Annotated in this window: 13 protein-coding genes; 5 read left to right on the top strand and 8 right to left on the bottom strand. The window is 71.5% G+C overall.

Annotated features, from left to right (window positions below; translation table 11 throughout):
- Nucleotides 1-590, bottom strand: a 590-nt coding sequence (locus tag AB0D08_RS37680; RefSeq protein WP_359894863.1) for a hypothetical protein, incomplete at its 3' end; no start/stop codon positions are given.
- A 563-nt stretch (nucleotides 591-1,153) separates the two neighbouring features.
- Here AB0D08_RS37680 and AB0D08_RS37675 point away from each other — a divergent pair.
- Nucleotides 1,154-2,401, top strand: coding sequence for an acyltransferase (locus AB0D08_RS37675; protein ID WP_359894861.1), 1,248 nt, complete (start codon nucleotides 1,154-1,156; stop codon nucleotides 2,399-2,401).
- 92 nt (nucleotides 2,402-2,493) lie between these two features.
- Here the strand turns inward: AB0D08_RS37675 and AB0D08_RS37670 are convergent, their stop codons facing one another.
- The 5 genes from AB0D08_RS37670 to rfbB all read right to left on the bottom strand — a co-directional run bounded on the left by AB0D08_RS37670 (nucleotide 2,494) and on the right by rfbB (nucleotide 7,644).
- On the bottom strand, nucleotides 2,494-4,104 hold the full coding sequence (locus AB0D08_RS37670) for a hypothetical protein (protein WP_359894860.1): 1,611 nt from the start codon (nucleotides 4,102-4,104) through the stop codon (nucleotides 2,494-2,496).
- A gap of 50 nt (nucleotides 4,105-4,154) precedes the next feature.
- Nucleotides 4,155-4,556 (bottom strand): DUF2304 domain-containing protein, encoded by a 402-nt coding sequence (locus tag AB0D08_RS37665; protein WP_051813148.1) that lies wholly within the window; start codon nucleotides 4,554-4,556, stop codon nucleotides 4,155-4,157.
- Nucleotides 4,553-5,242 (bottom strand): glycosyltransferase family 2 protein, encoded by a 690-nt coding sequence (locus AB0D08_RS37660; RefSeq protein ID WP_033822188.1) that lies wholly within the window; start codon nucleotides 5,240-5,242, stop codon nucleotides 4,553-4,555. The genes AB0D08_RS37665 and AB0D08_RS37660 overlap by 4 nt, the downstream gene beginning before the upstream one ends.
- A gap of 75 nt (nucleotides 5,243-5,317) precedes the next feature.
- On the bottom strand, nucleotides 5,318-6,670 hold the full coding sequence (locus AB0D08_RS37655; protein WP_359894859.1) for a hypothetical protein: 1,353 nt from the start codon (nucleotides 6,668-6,670) through the stop codon (nucleotides 5,318-5,320).
- Complete coding sequence (gene rfbB, locus AB0D08_RS37650; protein ID WP_033822189.1) at nucleotides 6,667-7,644, bottom strand: dTDP-glucose 4,6-dehydratase; 978 nt, start codon at nucleotides 7,642-7,644, stop codon at nucleotides 6,667-6,669. The genes AB0D08_RS37655 and rfbB overlap by 4 nt, the downstream gene beginning before the upstream one ends.
- 104 nt (nucleotides 7,645-7,748) lie before the next feature.
- Here rfbB and rfbA point away from each other — a divergent pair, with 104 nt between their 5' ends.
- The 4 genes from rfbA (at nucleotide 7,749) to AB0D08_RS37630 (ending at nucleotide 11,170) form a co-directional block, all read left to right on the top strand.
- Nucleotides 7,749-8,624: a glucose-1-phosphate thymidylyltransferase RfbA gene (gene rfbA / locus AB0D08_RS37645; RefSeq protein ID WP_033822190.1), complete on the top strand. Its 876-nt coding sequence runs from the start codon at nucleotides 7,749-7,751 to the stop codon at nucleotides 8,622-8,624.
- Nucleotides 8,621-9,220, top strand: coding sequence for a dTDP-4-dehydrorhamnose 3,5-epimerase family protein (locus AB0D08_RS37640; protein WP_033822191.1), 600 nt, complete (start codon nucleotides 8,621-8,623; stop codon nucleotides 9,218-9,220). The genes rfbA and AB0D08_RS37640 overlap by 4 nt, the downstream gene beginning before the upstream one ends.
- A gap of 40 nt (nucleotides 9,221-9,260) precedes the next feature.
- Nucleotides 9,261-10,157, top strand: a complete 897-nt coding sequence (locus AB0D08_RS37635) for a glycosyltransferase family 2 protein (RefSeq protein WP_033822192.1) — start codon at nucleotides 9,261-9,263, stop codon at nucleotides 10,155-10,157.
- 74 nt (nucleotides 10,158-10,231) lie between these two features.
- Nucleotides 10,232-11,170 carry an NAD(P)-dependent oxidoreductase gene (locus AB0D08_RS37630; RefSeq protein ID WP_359894858.1) on the top strand — a complete coding sequence of 313 codons (939 nt, stop codon included), beginning with the start codon at nucleotides 10,232-10,234 and terminating at the stop codon, nucleotides 11,168-11,170.
- 90 nt (nucleotides 11,171-11,260) lie between these two features.
- Here the strand turns inward: AB0D08_RS37630 and AB0D08_RS37625 are convergent, their stop codons facing one another.
- On the bottom strand, nucleotides 11,261-12,847 hold the full coding sequence (locus AB0D08_RS37625) for a glycosyltransferase family 39 protein (RefSeq protein WP_033822194.1): 1,587 nt from the start codon (nucleotides 12,845-12,847) through the stop codon (nucleotides 11,261-11,263).
- 54 nt (nucleotides 12,848-12,901) lie between these two features.
- Nucleotides 12,902-14,080, bottom strand: a complete 1,179-nt coding sequence (locus AB0D08_RS37620) for an acyltransferase (protein ID WP_359894857.1) — start codon at nucleotides 14,078-14,080, stop codon at nucleotides 12,902-12,904.
- Nucleotides 14,081-14,337: the final 257 nt, after the last annotated feature.

The following is a 14,337-nucleotide window of genomic DNA, read 5'->3' as shown; positions in this document are numbered from 1 at the left end:
AGATCGTGCAACGCGTACCCCGCACCACCCACACCGCCGTACCGGATCTCCGACCACGCAGCGATCGCCGCCGGGAACCCCGGCGGATAGACACCCGACATCCCCTTGCCGTCCATCAGCGAGGTCGCCATGTCGATCAGGACGCTCGGGTCGCCCTCCTGGCCGCCCAGCGGCCACGGGGTGCCGCGCAGGGCGACCACCACGCCGCCGGCGATCACGCCGGTGGACAGGCCCGCGAGCGCTGCGCACACCAGCCGCTTCACCAGCTGGTGCCGCAGCGCCGAACCCCGGTACGCGGTGTACACCAGCAGCGCCAGCAGCGGCAGACCGAGCAGCGCGACGTACTGCTGGAGCTTGGCGAGACCGCTGACCTGACCGATCCGGTTCAGCGGGTTGACGCTGATGTGCCGGCACAGGAAGGTGTAGCCGAGCGCGGCCGCGATGCTCACCAGGGCCTCGGCGCCGATGAGCACCCAGCGCCGGGAGGTCCAGGAGGTGCGGGCGGGGCCGTTCACCGCCGCGGTCCCACCGCCCGGCCGAGCCGCCTCGTGGCCGGCACCATCGGTGACGGCGGGGGCCAGATCAGTCATGTGATGTTCACTTCCGTCAAGCGGTCTACGTCGCGGCGGGGCGGCCAGGCCGGATCCGTCCGGCCGGCGCTGCGGATCCACGAACATCCCACCAGCCCCCAGCGGCGAGGCTAGCAGGGACGCGCCCGGCAGCCGTCGGGGCGGGTCGGTGCGGGGTGTCCGGACCGGTCCGGGCCGTCCCGGATTGTCCCATGGCGTACGACCTACCTGCCACCGGCGCGGCCTGCGCGGCCCACCCGGGGACCCGGTCGCGGGGCTTCCCGAATCGCCCCGGATGGTGGCGCAATTCACGACCGATACACACCCAATGCCCGAAATTCACGGCGCCGTGAAGGCGCCGAATTCACCGCGTCCGCATCGAATCGATAACGGCTGCCGATCGGCTGCGGCAGCCAAATGCCGGTGCCTCCTTTGTGGAGATCGGGTGTGAGAACATCAGTCCGGTGCCGTCCCGCGCGCCCGCTTCAGACCAGAGGCCACAGGAGCTCCAGAGCATGTTTCGCAAGCGCGCCCCCCTCCGAGAGCGAGCGACACTCGCGAGCAGGTGGAGCAACACCAATGGCATGGGCGCGCTTCGGCTGGTTTTCGCGACGGCGGTGATCTTCTCCCACGCGCCCGGCCTCGGGTACGGGCGCGACTACCCCGGCGTTCATTTCAGCCGGGGCCAGACCAGCCTCGGACCAATGGCGGTCTGCGGTTTCTTCGTCCTCTCCGGACTGCTGATCACCCGCAGTGCCCAGCGGCTGAGCGTGGGCCGGTTCATGTGGCACCGGCTGGTGCGGATCATGCCGGCGTTCTGGCTGTGCCTGGCGGCGACCGCGTTCGTGGTGGCGCCGATCCTGGCCCACCACGAACGGATGAGCCTGACCCACCTGTTCGACCACCCGCGGGGCCCCTGGCACTACATCCAGGCGAACTGGAGTCTGGGCATCAACGAGTGGGGCATATCCGACCTGCTCGGGCACAACATCCACCCGGGCGCGCTGGACGGCTCGCTGTGGTCCCTGGGCATAGAGATGCTCTGCTACCTGACCGTCGCGGGCCTCGCCGCGGTCGGCGTCCTGCGCCGCGCCCGCTGGGTGGTGCTGGTCCTGCTGGGCGCCGCGTACCTGCACCTGTTCCTGCTGGCCCTGGACTACCCGCACCTCAAGGCCCCGTTCTACGCCCCGTACCAGACCGGCTGGGTGCTGCCGTTCCTCGGCTACATGAGCGCCGAGAACGTCATCCCGCTGATGTTCATCTTCGGCCTCGGCGCCGCCGCCCAGCTCTACCGGGACCGGATCCCGCTCAACGCCCCGCTGGCGCTCTGCGCCCTGGTGGCCATGGCGGTGACCATGCGGTACGGGGCGTTCGTGCTGGTCGGCGTGCCGGCCTTCGCCTACCTGGTGATCTGGTTCGCGCTGAACACCCCGCGCCCGCTCACCAGGATCGGCGCCCGGGCCGACTTCTCGTACGGCATCTACATCTACGGCTACCTGGCGCAGCAGTGCCTGGTGGCCTTCCACTGGAACCGCTGGGGGATCACCACCTTCAACGCGGTCACCGTCGCCCTGACCGTCTGCGCGGCCGTGGTCTCCTGGTACCTGGTCGAGAAGCCCGCGCTGCGGATGAAGAACCTCTCCTACGACGACCTCGGCCGGTTCCGCGCCCGGCTGGTGCGCCGCCGCACCGCCGCCACCGCCACCACCACCGCCACCGCCACCGCCACCGCCACCGCCACCACCGTGACCGTGACCGTCCCGGCGGCCGTGCCGGTCCCCTCCCCCGCTCCCGCGGCGGTCGTCGAGCACGAGGTCGCGGCGGGCTCCTGACGAAGCCGGCGCCGCAGGCAGCGGACACAGCAGCAGGCCCCGCACCCTGGACCGGGTGCGGGGCCTGCGGCGTTCGCGCGGTGGGCGCCGGATCAGCGCTTGCAGACCTGCGGCAACGAGTAGGTGGGGCAACTGCCGTCCGGGTTGCGCAGGTTGTGCGCGTACCAGGCCATCTGGCCCCAGGTGTTGCGGGCCGGGTCGGCCGGCATGAAGCGGTCGACGGTGGCCGAGCCGGCCATCGAGAAGAACAGCGCCAGTCCGCACAGGACCGCACCGCTGACCCGCAGGCCCGGGACGCCCGCCAGCCGCTCGGCCGCCCGGCCGGTGCGGGGCCGCTCGCCCAGCCGGCGCACGGCCAGGTAGCAGGCCAGCCCCGCCAGGACCAGCAGGCAGTACAGCAGCTCCTCCGAGGTCCGCGGGTACAGCTGCACCGCGCCGTCGCGCTCCATGTGCGAGGCGAACCAGTAGCGCAGGCCGAAGGCCCCGAGCACGGAGAAGGCCGCCAGCTGCACCGCGGGCTGGTCGGAGCCGAGCCACAGCGCGGTCACCAGACCGGCCAGCAGCAGGACGGCGAACGCCCCGACGCCGGCGAGCTCGCCCGGGACCGGCCAGGGCCCGCTGCCGACCGCGCCGGGCATGTCCCCCTGCCACATCAGGAAGTACGCGGGGTCCACCCCGGTGTCGAAGTACATGTAGGTGTCGGGTGTCCCCGAGCCGGCCAGCAGTCGCAGCAGGTACGAGCCGCTCACCACCAGGAAGACCGCCCCGGTGGTGGCGAGCAGCAGCAGCGCCCGCCCCATCACGGGCCATCCCTCGCGCCAGGTCTTGACCAGGGTGAGGGCCAGGCAGGCGAACACCCCGGGCGCGGACCAGACGAACCAGCCGGAGTAGAGCAGGAACAGCCCGGACAGTCCCAGGCCGAAGAGCAGGCCCTGGAGGATGGCCTTCGGCGCCGACAGCCGCGAGGCGTTCAGCATCCCGGTCAGCAGCCGCGCGAGCAGCGGGACGAGGACGATCAGGACGACGTCGGCGTACGGCTTCACCGCGTTGAGGATCGGGTAGCTCGCCACCACGCCCACCCCGAGCGCCCACAGCGGCGGGAGGACGAGCCGCCAGGCGAGGTAGGCGGCGGGCCCGGCCAGCGCGACGATCAGCAGCGTGAGGATCTTCAGCGCCGCCCCGGGCCGGCCGGGGTTGAGGTGCTCGGTCCACCAGGCCATCAGGTGGGGGAAGATCGGCGGGTAGACGCTGGAGATCGGCTTGCCCTGGAGCAGGCCCATGGCCCAGGTCTGCACCTGCCCGGCGTCACCGCCGTCGCCGTTGAGCGGCCACGCCGTTCCCCGCAGTGCGACTGCGATACCGCCGGCGTAGAGGCCGGTCGCCAGGCCGGCCAGCGATCCGCAGGCCACCCGGAGGGCCAGCGTGCGGGCACCCCAGCGGCTCAGGGTCCACAGCAGGGAGGCGATCACGACGAAGGCCAGCAGGAACCGGAGCTGCAGCGCCGCCAGCCCGCTGACCTGCCCGATCCGCGTCATCGGGTTGACGTGGATCCGCATGGACAGCCAGGTGAAGGCCAGCGCGACCACGACACCGGACAACGCCTCGGCCCCGGTCAGTGTGAGGCGGGCGAACCACGAGGTCCGCCGCCTGACCGGGGCCGGGCGTATGGCCGTCGGCTCGGCGGCCGTGACAATCGTTTGCATGACCTCGGTCTCCGAACCTGGTGAGAGCTGCGCGCGGGTGGTGCGGCCGGCTACTGGCCGACCTTTTCGGACTCGGCCGCGGGCCGGCCCTCGACCTCGCCGAGGCGCTCCGCGTTGGCCCGCTGGCCGTCGTTGACGGCGATGGCGCGGGCCAGGTCGGTGAGCTTGGCCTCCAGCGAGCGGAAGCGCATGAAGGTGTTGAGGGTCATGAAGGCCATCGCGACGACCAGCAGGTACAGCACCAGGTCGGCGCCGCGGCCGACGCCGAGCTGGTTGGCCACCCAGTTGACGTCCTGGGGACGGAACACCGCGTACACGTTGGCGACCACGAACGCCGCGAAGGCCATCCGCTTCCAGGCCCGGGTGTGCGCGGCGTCCCACCGGCGCACGAACATCAGCACGAGGATGCCGGTCCCGGCCAGCAGCAGCAGCTGGATCCAGATGTACTTCATTTGCGCGCACGCTCCCGGAGCGAGATGTCGAAGAGGATGTTGACGCCGTTGATCAGGGACTGGCCCTTGGACCGGGAGTACTCGGTGTAAAGAATGTCCACCGGCACCTCGGCCACCCGCAGCCCGGAGGACGCGAGGAAGGCCACCAGCTCGGAGGCGTGGGCCATGCCGTTCATGGTGATCCGGACCTTGGCGGCCGCGGTCCGGTTCAGGACCCGCAGGCCGTTGTGGGAGTCCGTCAGGTTGAGCTTGCGGGCGGTGGGGCTGAGCGTGGCGGCGGTGCGCAGCACGACCCGCTTGATCCACGGGACCTCGCCGGTCTGCTCGATGAAGCGCGAGCCGAGGATCACGTCGGCTTCGTCGGCGCGCAGCAGCGCGACCATCTTCTCCACGTCCGGCGTCTGGTGCTGGCCGTCCGCGTCGAAGGTGGCGAAGTACTGGGCGCCGGGCTGCTTGAGCGCGTAGGCGAGGCCGGTCTGCAGGGCGGCGCCCTGGCCGAGGTTGACCGGGTGGCGCACCAGGTGGGCGCCGGTGGTCATGATGTGCTCGGAGGAGTTGTCGGTGCTGCCGTCGTCCACCACCACGATGTTGGGGAACACCTTGCGGGCGTTCTCCACTACGTCGGCGATGACGGTTCCCTCGTTGTAGGCCGGGATGACCAGCCACACGTCGTCATAGTCGGACATCGTTGCTCCATGCTGCAGCCCCTGGCCGCAAGGTAGAGATGGGGAGAGGACGGGCGGCACGAAGGCCCCCGCGGGTCACGCCGAGTCCACGAGTGTGGTGCGGCGCGGGTCGCCCGCGATGGTGTTCCCGCTGTCGGGACGGGCCCGGAGGAAGGTTAGCCAGAGCGCCGACGCCATCGCCAGCGCGGCGGTCAGCGAGCCCGCGGTGTAGGCCAGGCAGACCCGGGTGGCGACCTCGCCCGGCAGCAGCGTGACGCCGAGCAGGACCAGGGTGGCGAGGACCCAGCAGAGCAGCTGGATCCCGTGCCGGTGGAGCACCATCAGGGCCTGGCCGAGCACCATGGCCAGCATGTAGCAGAGGGTACCGGCCGACATCCAGAAGAAGTCCGCCCGGCCCAGCACGTCCTGGGCGCCGAACAGCACCCGGATCAGCCAGGGGCCGAGGAAGGTGGCCGGCACGCCGCCGAGCGCGCCCAGCGCCGTGACCACCAGACAGGTGCGGGCCAGCAGCTTGGAGAAGGCGCCCCGGTCGCCCGCCGCGGCGGCGGTGGACAGCCCGGACAGCAGCGAGGCCTGGAGCGAGCCGAAGACGAACAGCGGCACCCGGGCCAGCACGATCGCGTTCAGCAGGCCGGCCACCAGGGCGCCGTCGGCGGGGGCGAGCAGCTTGGTGCTGACCACCGCCGCGTTGACCACGACCTGGGAGAGCAGGGTGGAGCAGACCAGCGGGACCAGGCCCGCCACCAGCACCCGCCAGGCGGGCGCCGTCCCGCGCTCGATCCCGCCGAGGACCGGGCGCAGGGTCAGGAGCACGGAGACCAGCGGCGCGGCGGTGAGGATCAGCGCGTAGGCCAGCGGGGAGCGGACGCCGGCCAGCGCGAAGGCGACCGCGAGCGCGATCCGCAGACCGCCGTCGATGCCCAGCTGCATGCCGTACGGGCCGAAGCGGCCGAGGCCGGCCAGCACACCGCGGGTGACGTTGCCGACCGCCATCGCGGCGAAGGCGAGACCGAGCGCCGCGACCATGTCGAGGCGCCCGTTGAAGAAGGTGTCGGCCAGGGGGCGGGCGGCGGCGGCGAGGCCGGCCGCCAGTACCGCGAGCAGGCCGGCGGTGAGCATCAGCGTGCGGCGGACCAGTCCGCTGACGCCCTGCTCGGCGACCCGCTGCGCGGCGACCAGCCTGGTGAGTTCCTGCTCGACCGGGAAGAACAGTCCGAGCCCGACCGACATCAGGATCGTCCACAGTACCGAGACGGATGCCATGTCGTCGGTGGCCAGGCCGTGGCCGGCCGCCATCAGGTGGATGTAGGAGGCCGCTCCGAGCACGACCGTGCCGCCGACCACCAGCTGGGTGCCCGGCGGCAGGGTGTTGAGCAGCTTCGCCAGCGGCGAGGGTCTCCGCGCAGCCGCGGTGGCCGACTTGGTCACGACTGCTGCGCGGCCTTCACCTTGAGCGGCTCCCACCAGGCGCGGTTGTCGCGGTACCAGGCGATCGTGGAGGCGAGGCCCTCCTCGAAGCGGACCTGCGGCTCGTAGCCGAGCTCCTCGCGGATCTTGGTGATGTCGAGCGAGTAGCGCAGGTCGTGGCCCTTGCGGTCCTGGACCCGGTCGACCATGTCCCAGCCGGCGCCGGCCGCGTCCAGCAGCAGGCCGGTGAGCTCCTTGTTGGTCAGCTCGACGCCGCCGCCGATGTTGTAGACCTGGCCGGCCCGGCCCTTGTGCAGGGCGAGCTCGATGCCGCGGCAGTGGTCCGAGACGTGCAGCCAGTCGCGGATGTTGCCGCCGTCGCCGTACAGCGGGACGCGCTTGCCGTCGATCAGGTTGGTGGTGAAGAGCGGGATGACCTTCTCGGGGAACTGGTACGGCCCGTAGTTGTTGGAGCAGCGGGTGACCACCACGTCCATGCCGTGGGTGCGGTGGTAGGCCAGCGCCAGCAGGTCGGAGCCCGCCTTGGAGGAGGAGTACGGGGAGTTCGGCGCGAGCGGCCACTCCTCGGTCCAGGAACCCTCGGTGATCGAGCCGTAGACCTCGTCGGTGGACACGTGCACGAAGCGGCCGACGCCGTGCTTGCGGGCCGCGTCCAGCAGCACCTGGGTGCCGACCACGTTGGTCATCACGAACGGGCCGGCGCCCGCGATCGAGCGGTCGACGTGCGACTCGGCGGCGAAGTGGACCACCGCGTCGTGACCGGGCATCACCTGGTCGACGGCGTCCACGTCGCAGATGTCGCCGCGCACGAAGCTGTAGCCGGCGTGCCCGGCGACCGGGGCGAGGTTCTCCTCGACACCGGAGTAGGTCAGCTTGTCGAAGACCGTGATGGCCGCCGTCGGGTCGGCCGACAGAACCGAACGGACGAACTGGGAGCCGATGAAACCGGCGCCGCCGGTGACGAGAATGCGCATAGTGCGTCGAGTCTAGCGTCCCCCCCGAACGGCCCCCCACCGCCCCGGCCGCAGGGCGGCGGGTGGGTTATGAGGCTGCTGCGCCGCCACGTAAGGTGACCCCCATGCGTGGCATCCTCCTTGCGGGCGGCACCGGTTCCCGCCTCTGGCCGCTGACTCGGGCCGTCTCGAAGCAACTGCTCCCGGTGTTCGACAAGCCGATGATCTACTACCCGCTGTCGACCCTCGTCATGGCGGGGATCCGCGAGATCCTGATCATCACCACCCCGCAGGACCAGGAGCAGTTCCAGCGTCTGCTCGGTGACGGCTCCCAGCTCGGCCTCGACCTGCAGTACGCCGTCCAGGAGCGGCCCGAGGGCATCGCCCAGGCCTTCGTCCTCGGCGCGGACTTCATCGGCGACCAGCCGGTCGCGCTGATCCTCGGCGACAACATCTTCCACGGCAGCGGTCTCGGCACCCGCCTCGCCGAGCGCACCGACCCCAAGGGCGGCCTGGTGTTCGCCTACCCGGTGGCCGACCCGACCGCGTACGGCGTGGTCGAGTTCGACGACGCCGGCCAGGTCATCTCGATCGAGGAGAAGCCGGTCCGGCCGAAGTCCCGCTACGCGGTGCCGGGTCTGTACTTCTACGACAACCGTGTGGTGGAGATCGCACGCACCATCACCCCCAGCGCGCGCGGCGAGCTGGAGATCACCGCGGTGAACGACGCCTACCTCCAGGCCGGCGAGCTGCAGGTGACCGTCCTCGACCGCGGCACCGCCTGGCTGGACACCGGCACGTTCGTGTCGATGGTGCAGGCCTCGGAGTTCGTCCGGGTCATCGAGGAGCGGCAGGGCTTCAAGATCGGGTGCGTCGAGGAGACCGCCTGGCGGGCCGGGTTCGTCTCCGACGACGAACTGCGCGCGCTCGCCGAGCCGCTGCTCAAGAGCGGCTACGGCCAGTACCTGCTGGACCTGCTGGACGAGGAGGACGGCAAGTGAAGTTCCGCGAGCTCTCGATCGAGGGCGCCTGGGAGATCACCCCGCAGCTGCACGGCGACCCGCGCGGGCTGTTCATGGAGTGGTACCGCTTCGACCACCTGGCGGAGGTCGTCGGGCACCCGCTGCGGATGGCGCAGGCCAACCTCTCGGTGTCGGCCAAGGACGTCGTGCGCGGCATCCACTTCGCCGACGTGCCCCCCGGTCAGGCCAAGTACGTGACCTGCGTGCGCGGTGCGGTGCTGGACGTCGTGGTGGACCTGCGGCTGGGCTCCCCCACCTTCGGGAAGTGGGAGTTCGTCCGGCTCGACGACGTCGACCGGCGCGCGGTGTACATCTCCGAGGGCCTCGGCCACGGCTTCTGCGCGCTGAGCGACGACGCCACCCTGAGCTACGTCTGCTCCGAGACCTACAACCCGACCGGCGAGCACGCGGTGCACCCGCTCGACCCGGAGCTCGGCATCGAGTGGCCGGCCGGCACCCCGCAGCTGTCCGCCCGCGACGCGGCGGCGCCCTCGCTGGCCGAGGCCCTCGCCACCGGCCTGCTGCCGGACTACGAGGAGTGCCTGCGGTACCGCAAGGCCCTGAGCGACCGCTGATCCCCCGCCCCGTCCACCGCGAAACCCAGGTGCCCAGTTCATGACCACTCTCGACATCATGCTGCCCTACTACGGCGATGTCTCCCTGATGCAGACCGCCGTACGCAGCATCCTGGCCCAGAGCGACCCGAACTGGCGCCTGACCGTGGTGGACGACGGCAAGGAGCCCGACGTCCCCGGCTGGTTCGCCGAGCTCGGTGACGACCGGGTCTCCTACCAGCGCAACGAGCAGAACCTCGGCGTCACCGGCAACTACCGCAAGTGCCTGGGCCTGGTCCGCGAAGAGCACTTCGTGATGATGGGCACCGACGACGTGATGCTCCCCGAGTACGTCGCCACCGTGCGGGCCGCGCTGGCCGCCGAGCCGGGCATCGGCATGGTCCAGCCCGGTGTCCGGGTGATCGACGGCGCCGGGCAGCCCTCCGACGGACTGGTCGACCAGGCCAAGCGGCGGCTGTACGCGCCCAAGGTCGACGGCACCCTGGTGATGGGGGGCGAGGAGCTGGCGACCAGCCTGCTGCGCGGCAACTGGCTGTTCTTCCCGTCCATCTGCTGGCGCACCGAGGCCGTCCGTGCGGCCGGCTTCCGGGACAACCTGGAGGTCACCCAGGACCTGGCCCTGGTGATCGACCTGCTGCAGGCCGGCGAGCGGATGCTGATCTCCGACACGGTGTGCTTCCAGTACCGCCGGCACGCCGTCTCGATCTCCTCCAAGCAGGCGTTCACGGGCGCCCGGTTCACCGAGGCCAACCGCTTCTTCATGGAGGTCGCGGACCGTCTGGACCAGCACGGCTGGCCGGGCGCCGCCAAGGCCTCCCGCCGGCACCTGTCCTCCCGGATCCACGCCCTGACCATGGTGCCCGGCGCGCTGAAGGCCAAGCAGAGCGGCGGCGCCCGGACCATGCTGCGGCACGTCGCCGGCACCGACCCGCGCTGATCCGCGCGGGCCGCCCGCCGGGCCCGGCCGCACCCGTACCAGACCCGACCGACTCGCACCCCGGAGCCATCGAGATGTCCGTCACCAGCCAGACCCTGCCGCGCGTGGCCGTCCTCGGCGGCACCGGCTTCATCGGCCGGGAGATCTGCACCGCGCTCGCCGGGCGCGGGCACCACCTGCTGACCATCGCCCGCAAGGAGCCGGCCCGCCCGCTGCCCGGCACCTTCGCCCGGTTCGACCTCACCGAGGACTCCGAGGCCGACCTCGCCGCGCTGCTGACCGCCGAGCGGATCGACGTCGTGGTGAACGCGGCCGGCGGCATGTGGGGCCTGACCGACGAGCAGATGGTCGGTGCCAACGTCGGCATGGTGACCCGGCTGCTCAAGGCGCTGGAGTCGATGCCGCAGGCGCCGCGCCTGGTGCACCTGGGCACCGTCCACGAGTACGGGCTGTGCCCGGTGGGCGTCAGCCTCGCCGAGGACAGCGAGCCGCACCCGTCGATGGTCTACGGGCAGCTGAAGCTGCAGGCCACCGAGCTGATCGCGGAGGCGGTGCGGACCCGGGGCCTGGACGCCGTGGTGCTGCGGCTGGGCAACGTGGTGGGGGCCGGCCAGCCCGCGCACAGCCTGCTCGGTGTGATGGCGGCCAAGCTCGCCGCCGCCCGGGCCGAGGGCGTGACCGCCGAGCTTTCGCTCGCCCCGCTCACCGCCCAGCGCGACTTCGTCGACCTGGCCGACACCGTGGACGCCGTGGTGGCCGCGCTGGACGGCCGGACGCTCTCGCCGGTCCTCAACATCGGCACCGGATCCGCGACCTCCGCCCGGGAGACCGTGGAGGCGCTGATCGCGGTCAGCGGCGTGCCCACCGAGATCACCGAGGTGCCGGCGCCCGAGGGCAGCGGGCCGGAGACCGAGTGGCAGCAGCTGGACATCTCCGCGGCACGGGCGGAGCTGGGCTGGGCCCCTTCCCGCGATCTGGAGGCCTCCGTCCGCGCCCTGTGGTCGGCCGTCTGAGCCCGCTCTCCCGCCCCGCCCGGCGGGGAACGCGAAACGGCCGAGGGGCCCGTGCCGGTGCACGGGCCCCTCGGCCGTTGTCGTGGTGGCTCAGTGGCCGGGTGTCCGGTCGACCAGGGTCACCGTCATGTCGGCCAGCCGGTGCACCTCGGTCACGGTGTACGCGCTCTTGATCGCGTCCACCTCGTTCTTCGGGAAGGTGGGGAACGGGTTGTCCGCCTCCACGCCCAGGGTGACCACCCACAGCCGCGGCTCGCTGCCCAGGCACTTGACCGGCTCGGCGCAGAACGTCGCCCAGATGTCGTTGCGGTCGATGGCGGTCTCCTGGACGAAGACGTCCCGCATCTTGATCGACTTCGGCAGTTCGGAGCCGACGCCGTAGTCGACCGAGCGGTAGGCCACCGGTCCGTGCAGGTAGACCACGCCGTCCCCGGGCCGGTAGCCCGCCTCCAGGATCCTGGCCGCGCCGCGGAAGTCCACGGTGTGGGTGGAGAGCCCGTACGGCGGCGGCGCCGGGTAGGTGAACCAGTCGTGGGAGCCGACCGTCCGCATGAAGCCCTGGTCCGGGCCCGCCAGCAGCGCGAGACCCACCAGGACCCCGGCGCCGAGCTTGCGCGGCCGCACGGCCGCGATGCCGGCACCGGCCAGCACCGCCCAGGCGGGCAGCGTGAACAGCACGTAGCGGGCCAGCCAGTAGGACACCTGGCCCTCGGTCGAGGCCACCCAGACCGCGGCGATCGGGACCGCCCCCATCAGGGCGAACTCCAGGGCCGGCAGCCGGCCCCGGCGCCAGGCCAGCGGGAGCCCGGCACAGATCAGGATCGCCACGCCGACCATGGTGCCGGCGAACAGCCCCGGCCAGATGGTGGGCAGGTCCTGGTAGGTCGGCCGGAACAGCCAGTTCAGCTGCCGGCCCACCTGACGGTCCCCGAGCCGGACCACCGGCAGGGTGCACGCCACCGCGGCCAGCGCTGCCGGCACGAACCCGACCAGGTACCGCGGCCTGCGCTCGGCGACGGTCCGGATCAGCACCACCACGCCGTGCCCGCCGAGGAAGACCAGGGACACCAGGTGGAACACCCCGGCGGCGGCCACCGCGGGCGCGTACGCCAGCCAGCGCCACCAGCTCGGCCGGTCCAGGGCCCGCAGCAGCAGCCAGGTCGCCGCCGCGACGAAGAACACCACCAGCGGGTAGGACCGGATGTCGTGCGCGTACCGGGTGACCGCCGGGATCAGCGCGAACACCAGGCCCGAGGTGAGCGCCGCCCAGTTGCCGAACCGCAGCCGGGCGGAGAGCGACACGAACGCGGCCGCACCGGTCATCGCGAGGATGCCCGGGACCCGCATGCTGAACAGCGAGTTGCCGAACACCTCGGTCCAGGCGTGCAGCAGCAGGTAGTACGCGGCGTGCACGGCGTCCACGTTGTGCACGGTCGCGAGGATCTGATGGGTGCTGCGGATCGTCATGGACCAGCTGATCAGCTCGTCCTGGCCCATCTCCGGCGTCGAGGCGCGGTAGGAGACGACGGCCAGGGTCACCAGCGTGGGCCAGATCCAGATGTACCGGACCGCCCAGGCGAGCCGGCCGGCCCGCCGGGTCGCGACCGCACCCGCGGTGGTGGACCCGGCCGGTGCGCCCGTGGACGGGCCCAGAGTGTCCGCGTCGGGACGTGGCATCAGTTATATCCCAGCGTGTTTCGGTGTCGGGCCCGGCGGAGCGGCGCTCGACAGTCAGTGCTTCGGTGCCTGGGGGGTCGAGGACTCGCGCCTCAGGGAGACCATCGAGCGGTCGAGACCGCGCTTGAGCACCTTGGACAGCGGACGCTCCACCAGCCGGTGGATCAGGTAGGCGGTCAGCAGGGCCATCACCAGGGTGACGCCCAGCGCGGCGCGCACGCCGAGGCCGTGGGTCAGCCAGAAGTGGATGGTCGCCCAGCCGGCCTCCTGGTGGATCAGGTACAGCGGGTAGGTGAGCGCACCCGCGACGGTGAGCCACTTCCACTGCATCCAGTTGAACAGGCCGAGTGCGGCCGCCAGGACCAGCGCGAAGGCCAGCGTCATCCCGCCGGCCATCACCTTCCAGGACAGCGGGTGGTGCAGCACCTCGACGTAGATCCGCTGGATCGAGCCGATCCGGGACAGCGCGAGCAGCCAGCTGAACCCGACGATGCCCCACAGCAGCATGTTCTGGCCGAACCGGTACATCAGGAACATGCCGACGCCGGCGATGAAGAACGGCGACTCGTCGGGCATCGCCAGCGTGACCAGCAGCGGCCAGCCCGACGCCGGGGCGAGCACCGCGAGGATGGTCCAGATGCCGCAGAACGCCACCACCTTGCGGTAGGTGAGCCCCATCGCCACGACTATCGCGAAGATCAGGTAGAACCTCAGCTCCGCCCACAGCGTCCAGTACACGCCGTCCACGTGCCGGAAGCCGAGCGCGTTCTGGAGCATGGTGAGGTTGGCCAGCACGGTCTGGGCCCCGAGGCCGTCACCCGCGGTGGTCCTGGCGTACTTCGACATCCCGAGGATCACCAGGGTGCTCAGCCCGATCCCGGCCCAGTAGGCGGGGTAGAGCCGGGTGACCCGGGACACGAAGAACTCCCCGGCGCTCTTGCCCCAGCAGCTCATGCAGATCACGAAGCCGCTGATCACGAAGAACAGCTCGACACCGAGCCAGCCGTAGGCGGCGAGGTGGTTCACCGCGGGGAGGACCTCCCGCGGGGTGACGCCCTGCCAGATGCCGTCGATGCCGACGTAGGCGGTCCAGTGGAACGACAGCACGCTCAGCGCCGCCAGCAGACGCATACCGTCGAGTGCGTACAGACGGGGGCGGCGCGGCGTCTGTCCGTCGCCGGATCCGGCCGCCCGGACACGTGACCGGCGGCCGAATCGTGCCGGCTTCGCCATGGTCGGAGCAGAGGTCATTCCAGCGCGCTTTCGCAGAAGGAGGGCTGAGTCAGCCAGGCTGCGGGGCCGGCGTCGAGGGCGCGGTCCCGGGTTATCGGGAGTCTAGCGGGCCGTCACGGGATCCACGTCGGCGGCCGGACCGGCCAGGTCCGCAGGTCGCCGCCGTCCGGTGCCCGCAACGGGCGAGAGGGGCCCTCACCACGCTGACCCACGGCGTGCTGTCCCTCGCGGCCGAGCACCGCTGCCCCCTGCTCTGG

The sequence above is a fragment of the Kitasatospora sp. NPDC048540 genome (assembly GCF_040651175.1).
Lineage (GTDB): Bacteria > Actinomycetota > Actinomycetes > Streptomycetales > Streptomycetaceae > Kitasatospora.
Note: the sequence above shows the minus strand (reverse complement) of the source record. Positions and strands in the feature narration are given on the sequence as shown.

What these genes read in the sequence shown, in the direction of transcription:
- AB0D08_RS37670 (WP_359894860.1), bottom strand. Translation starts at nt 4,104, where the DNA reads ATGCAAACGATTGTCACGGCCGCCGAGCCGACGGCCATACGCCCGGCC.
- AB0D08_RS37675 (WP_359894861.1), top strand. Translation starts at nt 1,154, where the DNA reads ATGGGCGCGCTTCGGCTGGTTTTCGCGACGGCGGTGATCTTCTCCCAC.
- AB0D08_RS37630 (WP_359894858.1), top strand. Translation starts at nt 10,232, where the DNA reads ATGTCCGTCACCAGCCAGACCCTGCCGCGCGTGGCCGTCCTCGGCGGC.
- AB0D08_RS37635 (WP_033822192.1), top strand. Translation starts at nt 9,261, where the DNA reads ATGACCACTCTCGACATCATGCTGCCCTACTACGGCGATGTCTCCCTG.
- AB0D08_RS37620 (WP_359894857.1), bottom strand. Translation starts at nt 14,080, where the DNA reads ATGGCGAAGCCGGCACGATTCGGCCGCCGGTCACGTGTCCGGGCGGCC.
- AB0D08_RS37660 (WP_033822188.1), bottom strand. Translation starts at nt 5,242, where the DNA reads ATGTCCGACTATGACGACGTGTGGCTGGTCATCCCGGCCTACAACGAG.
- rfbB (WP_033822189.1), bottom strand. Translation starts at nt 7,644, where the DNA reads ATGCGCATTCTCGTCACCGGCGGCGCCGGTTTCATCGGCTCCCAGTTC.
- rfbA (WP_033822190.1), top strand. Translation starts at nt 7,749, where the DNA reads ATGCGTGGCATCCTCCTTGCGGGCGGCACCGGTTCCCGCCTCTGGCCG.
- AB0D08_RS37625 (WP_033822194.1), bottom strand. Translation starts at nt 12,847, where the DNA reads ATGCCACGTCCCGACGCGGACACTCTGGGCCCGTCCACGGGCGCACCG.
- AB0D08_RS37665 (WP_051813148.1), bottom strand. Translation starts at nt 4,556, where the DNA reads ATGAAGTACATCTGGATCCAGCTGCTGCTGCTGGCCGGGACCGGCATC.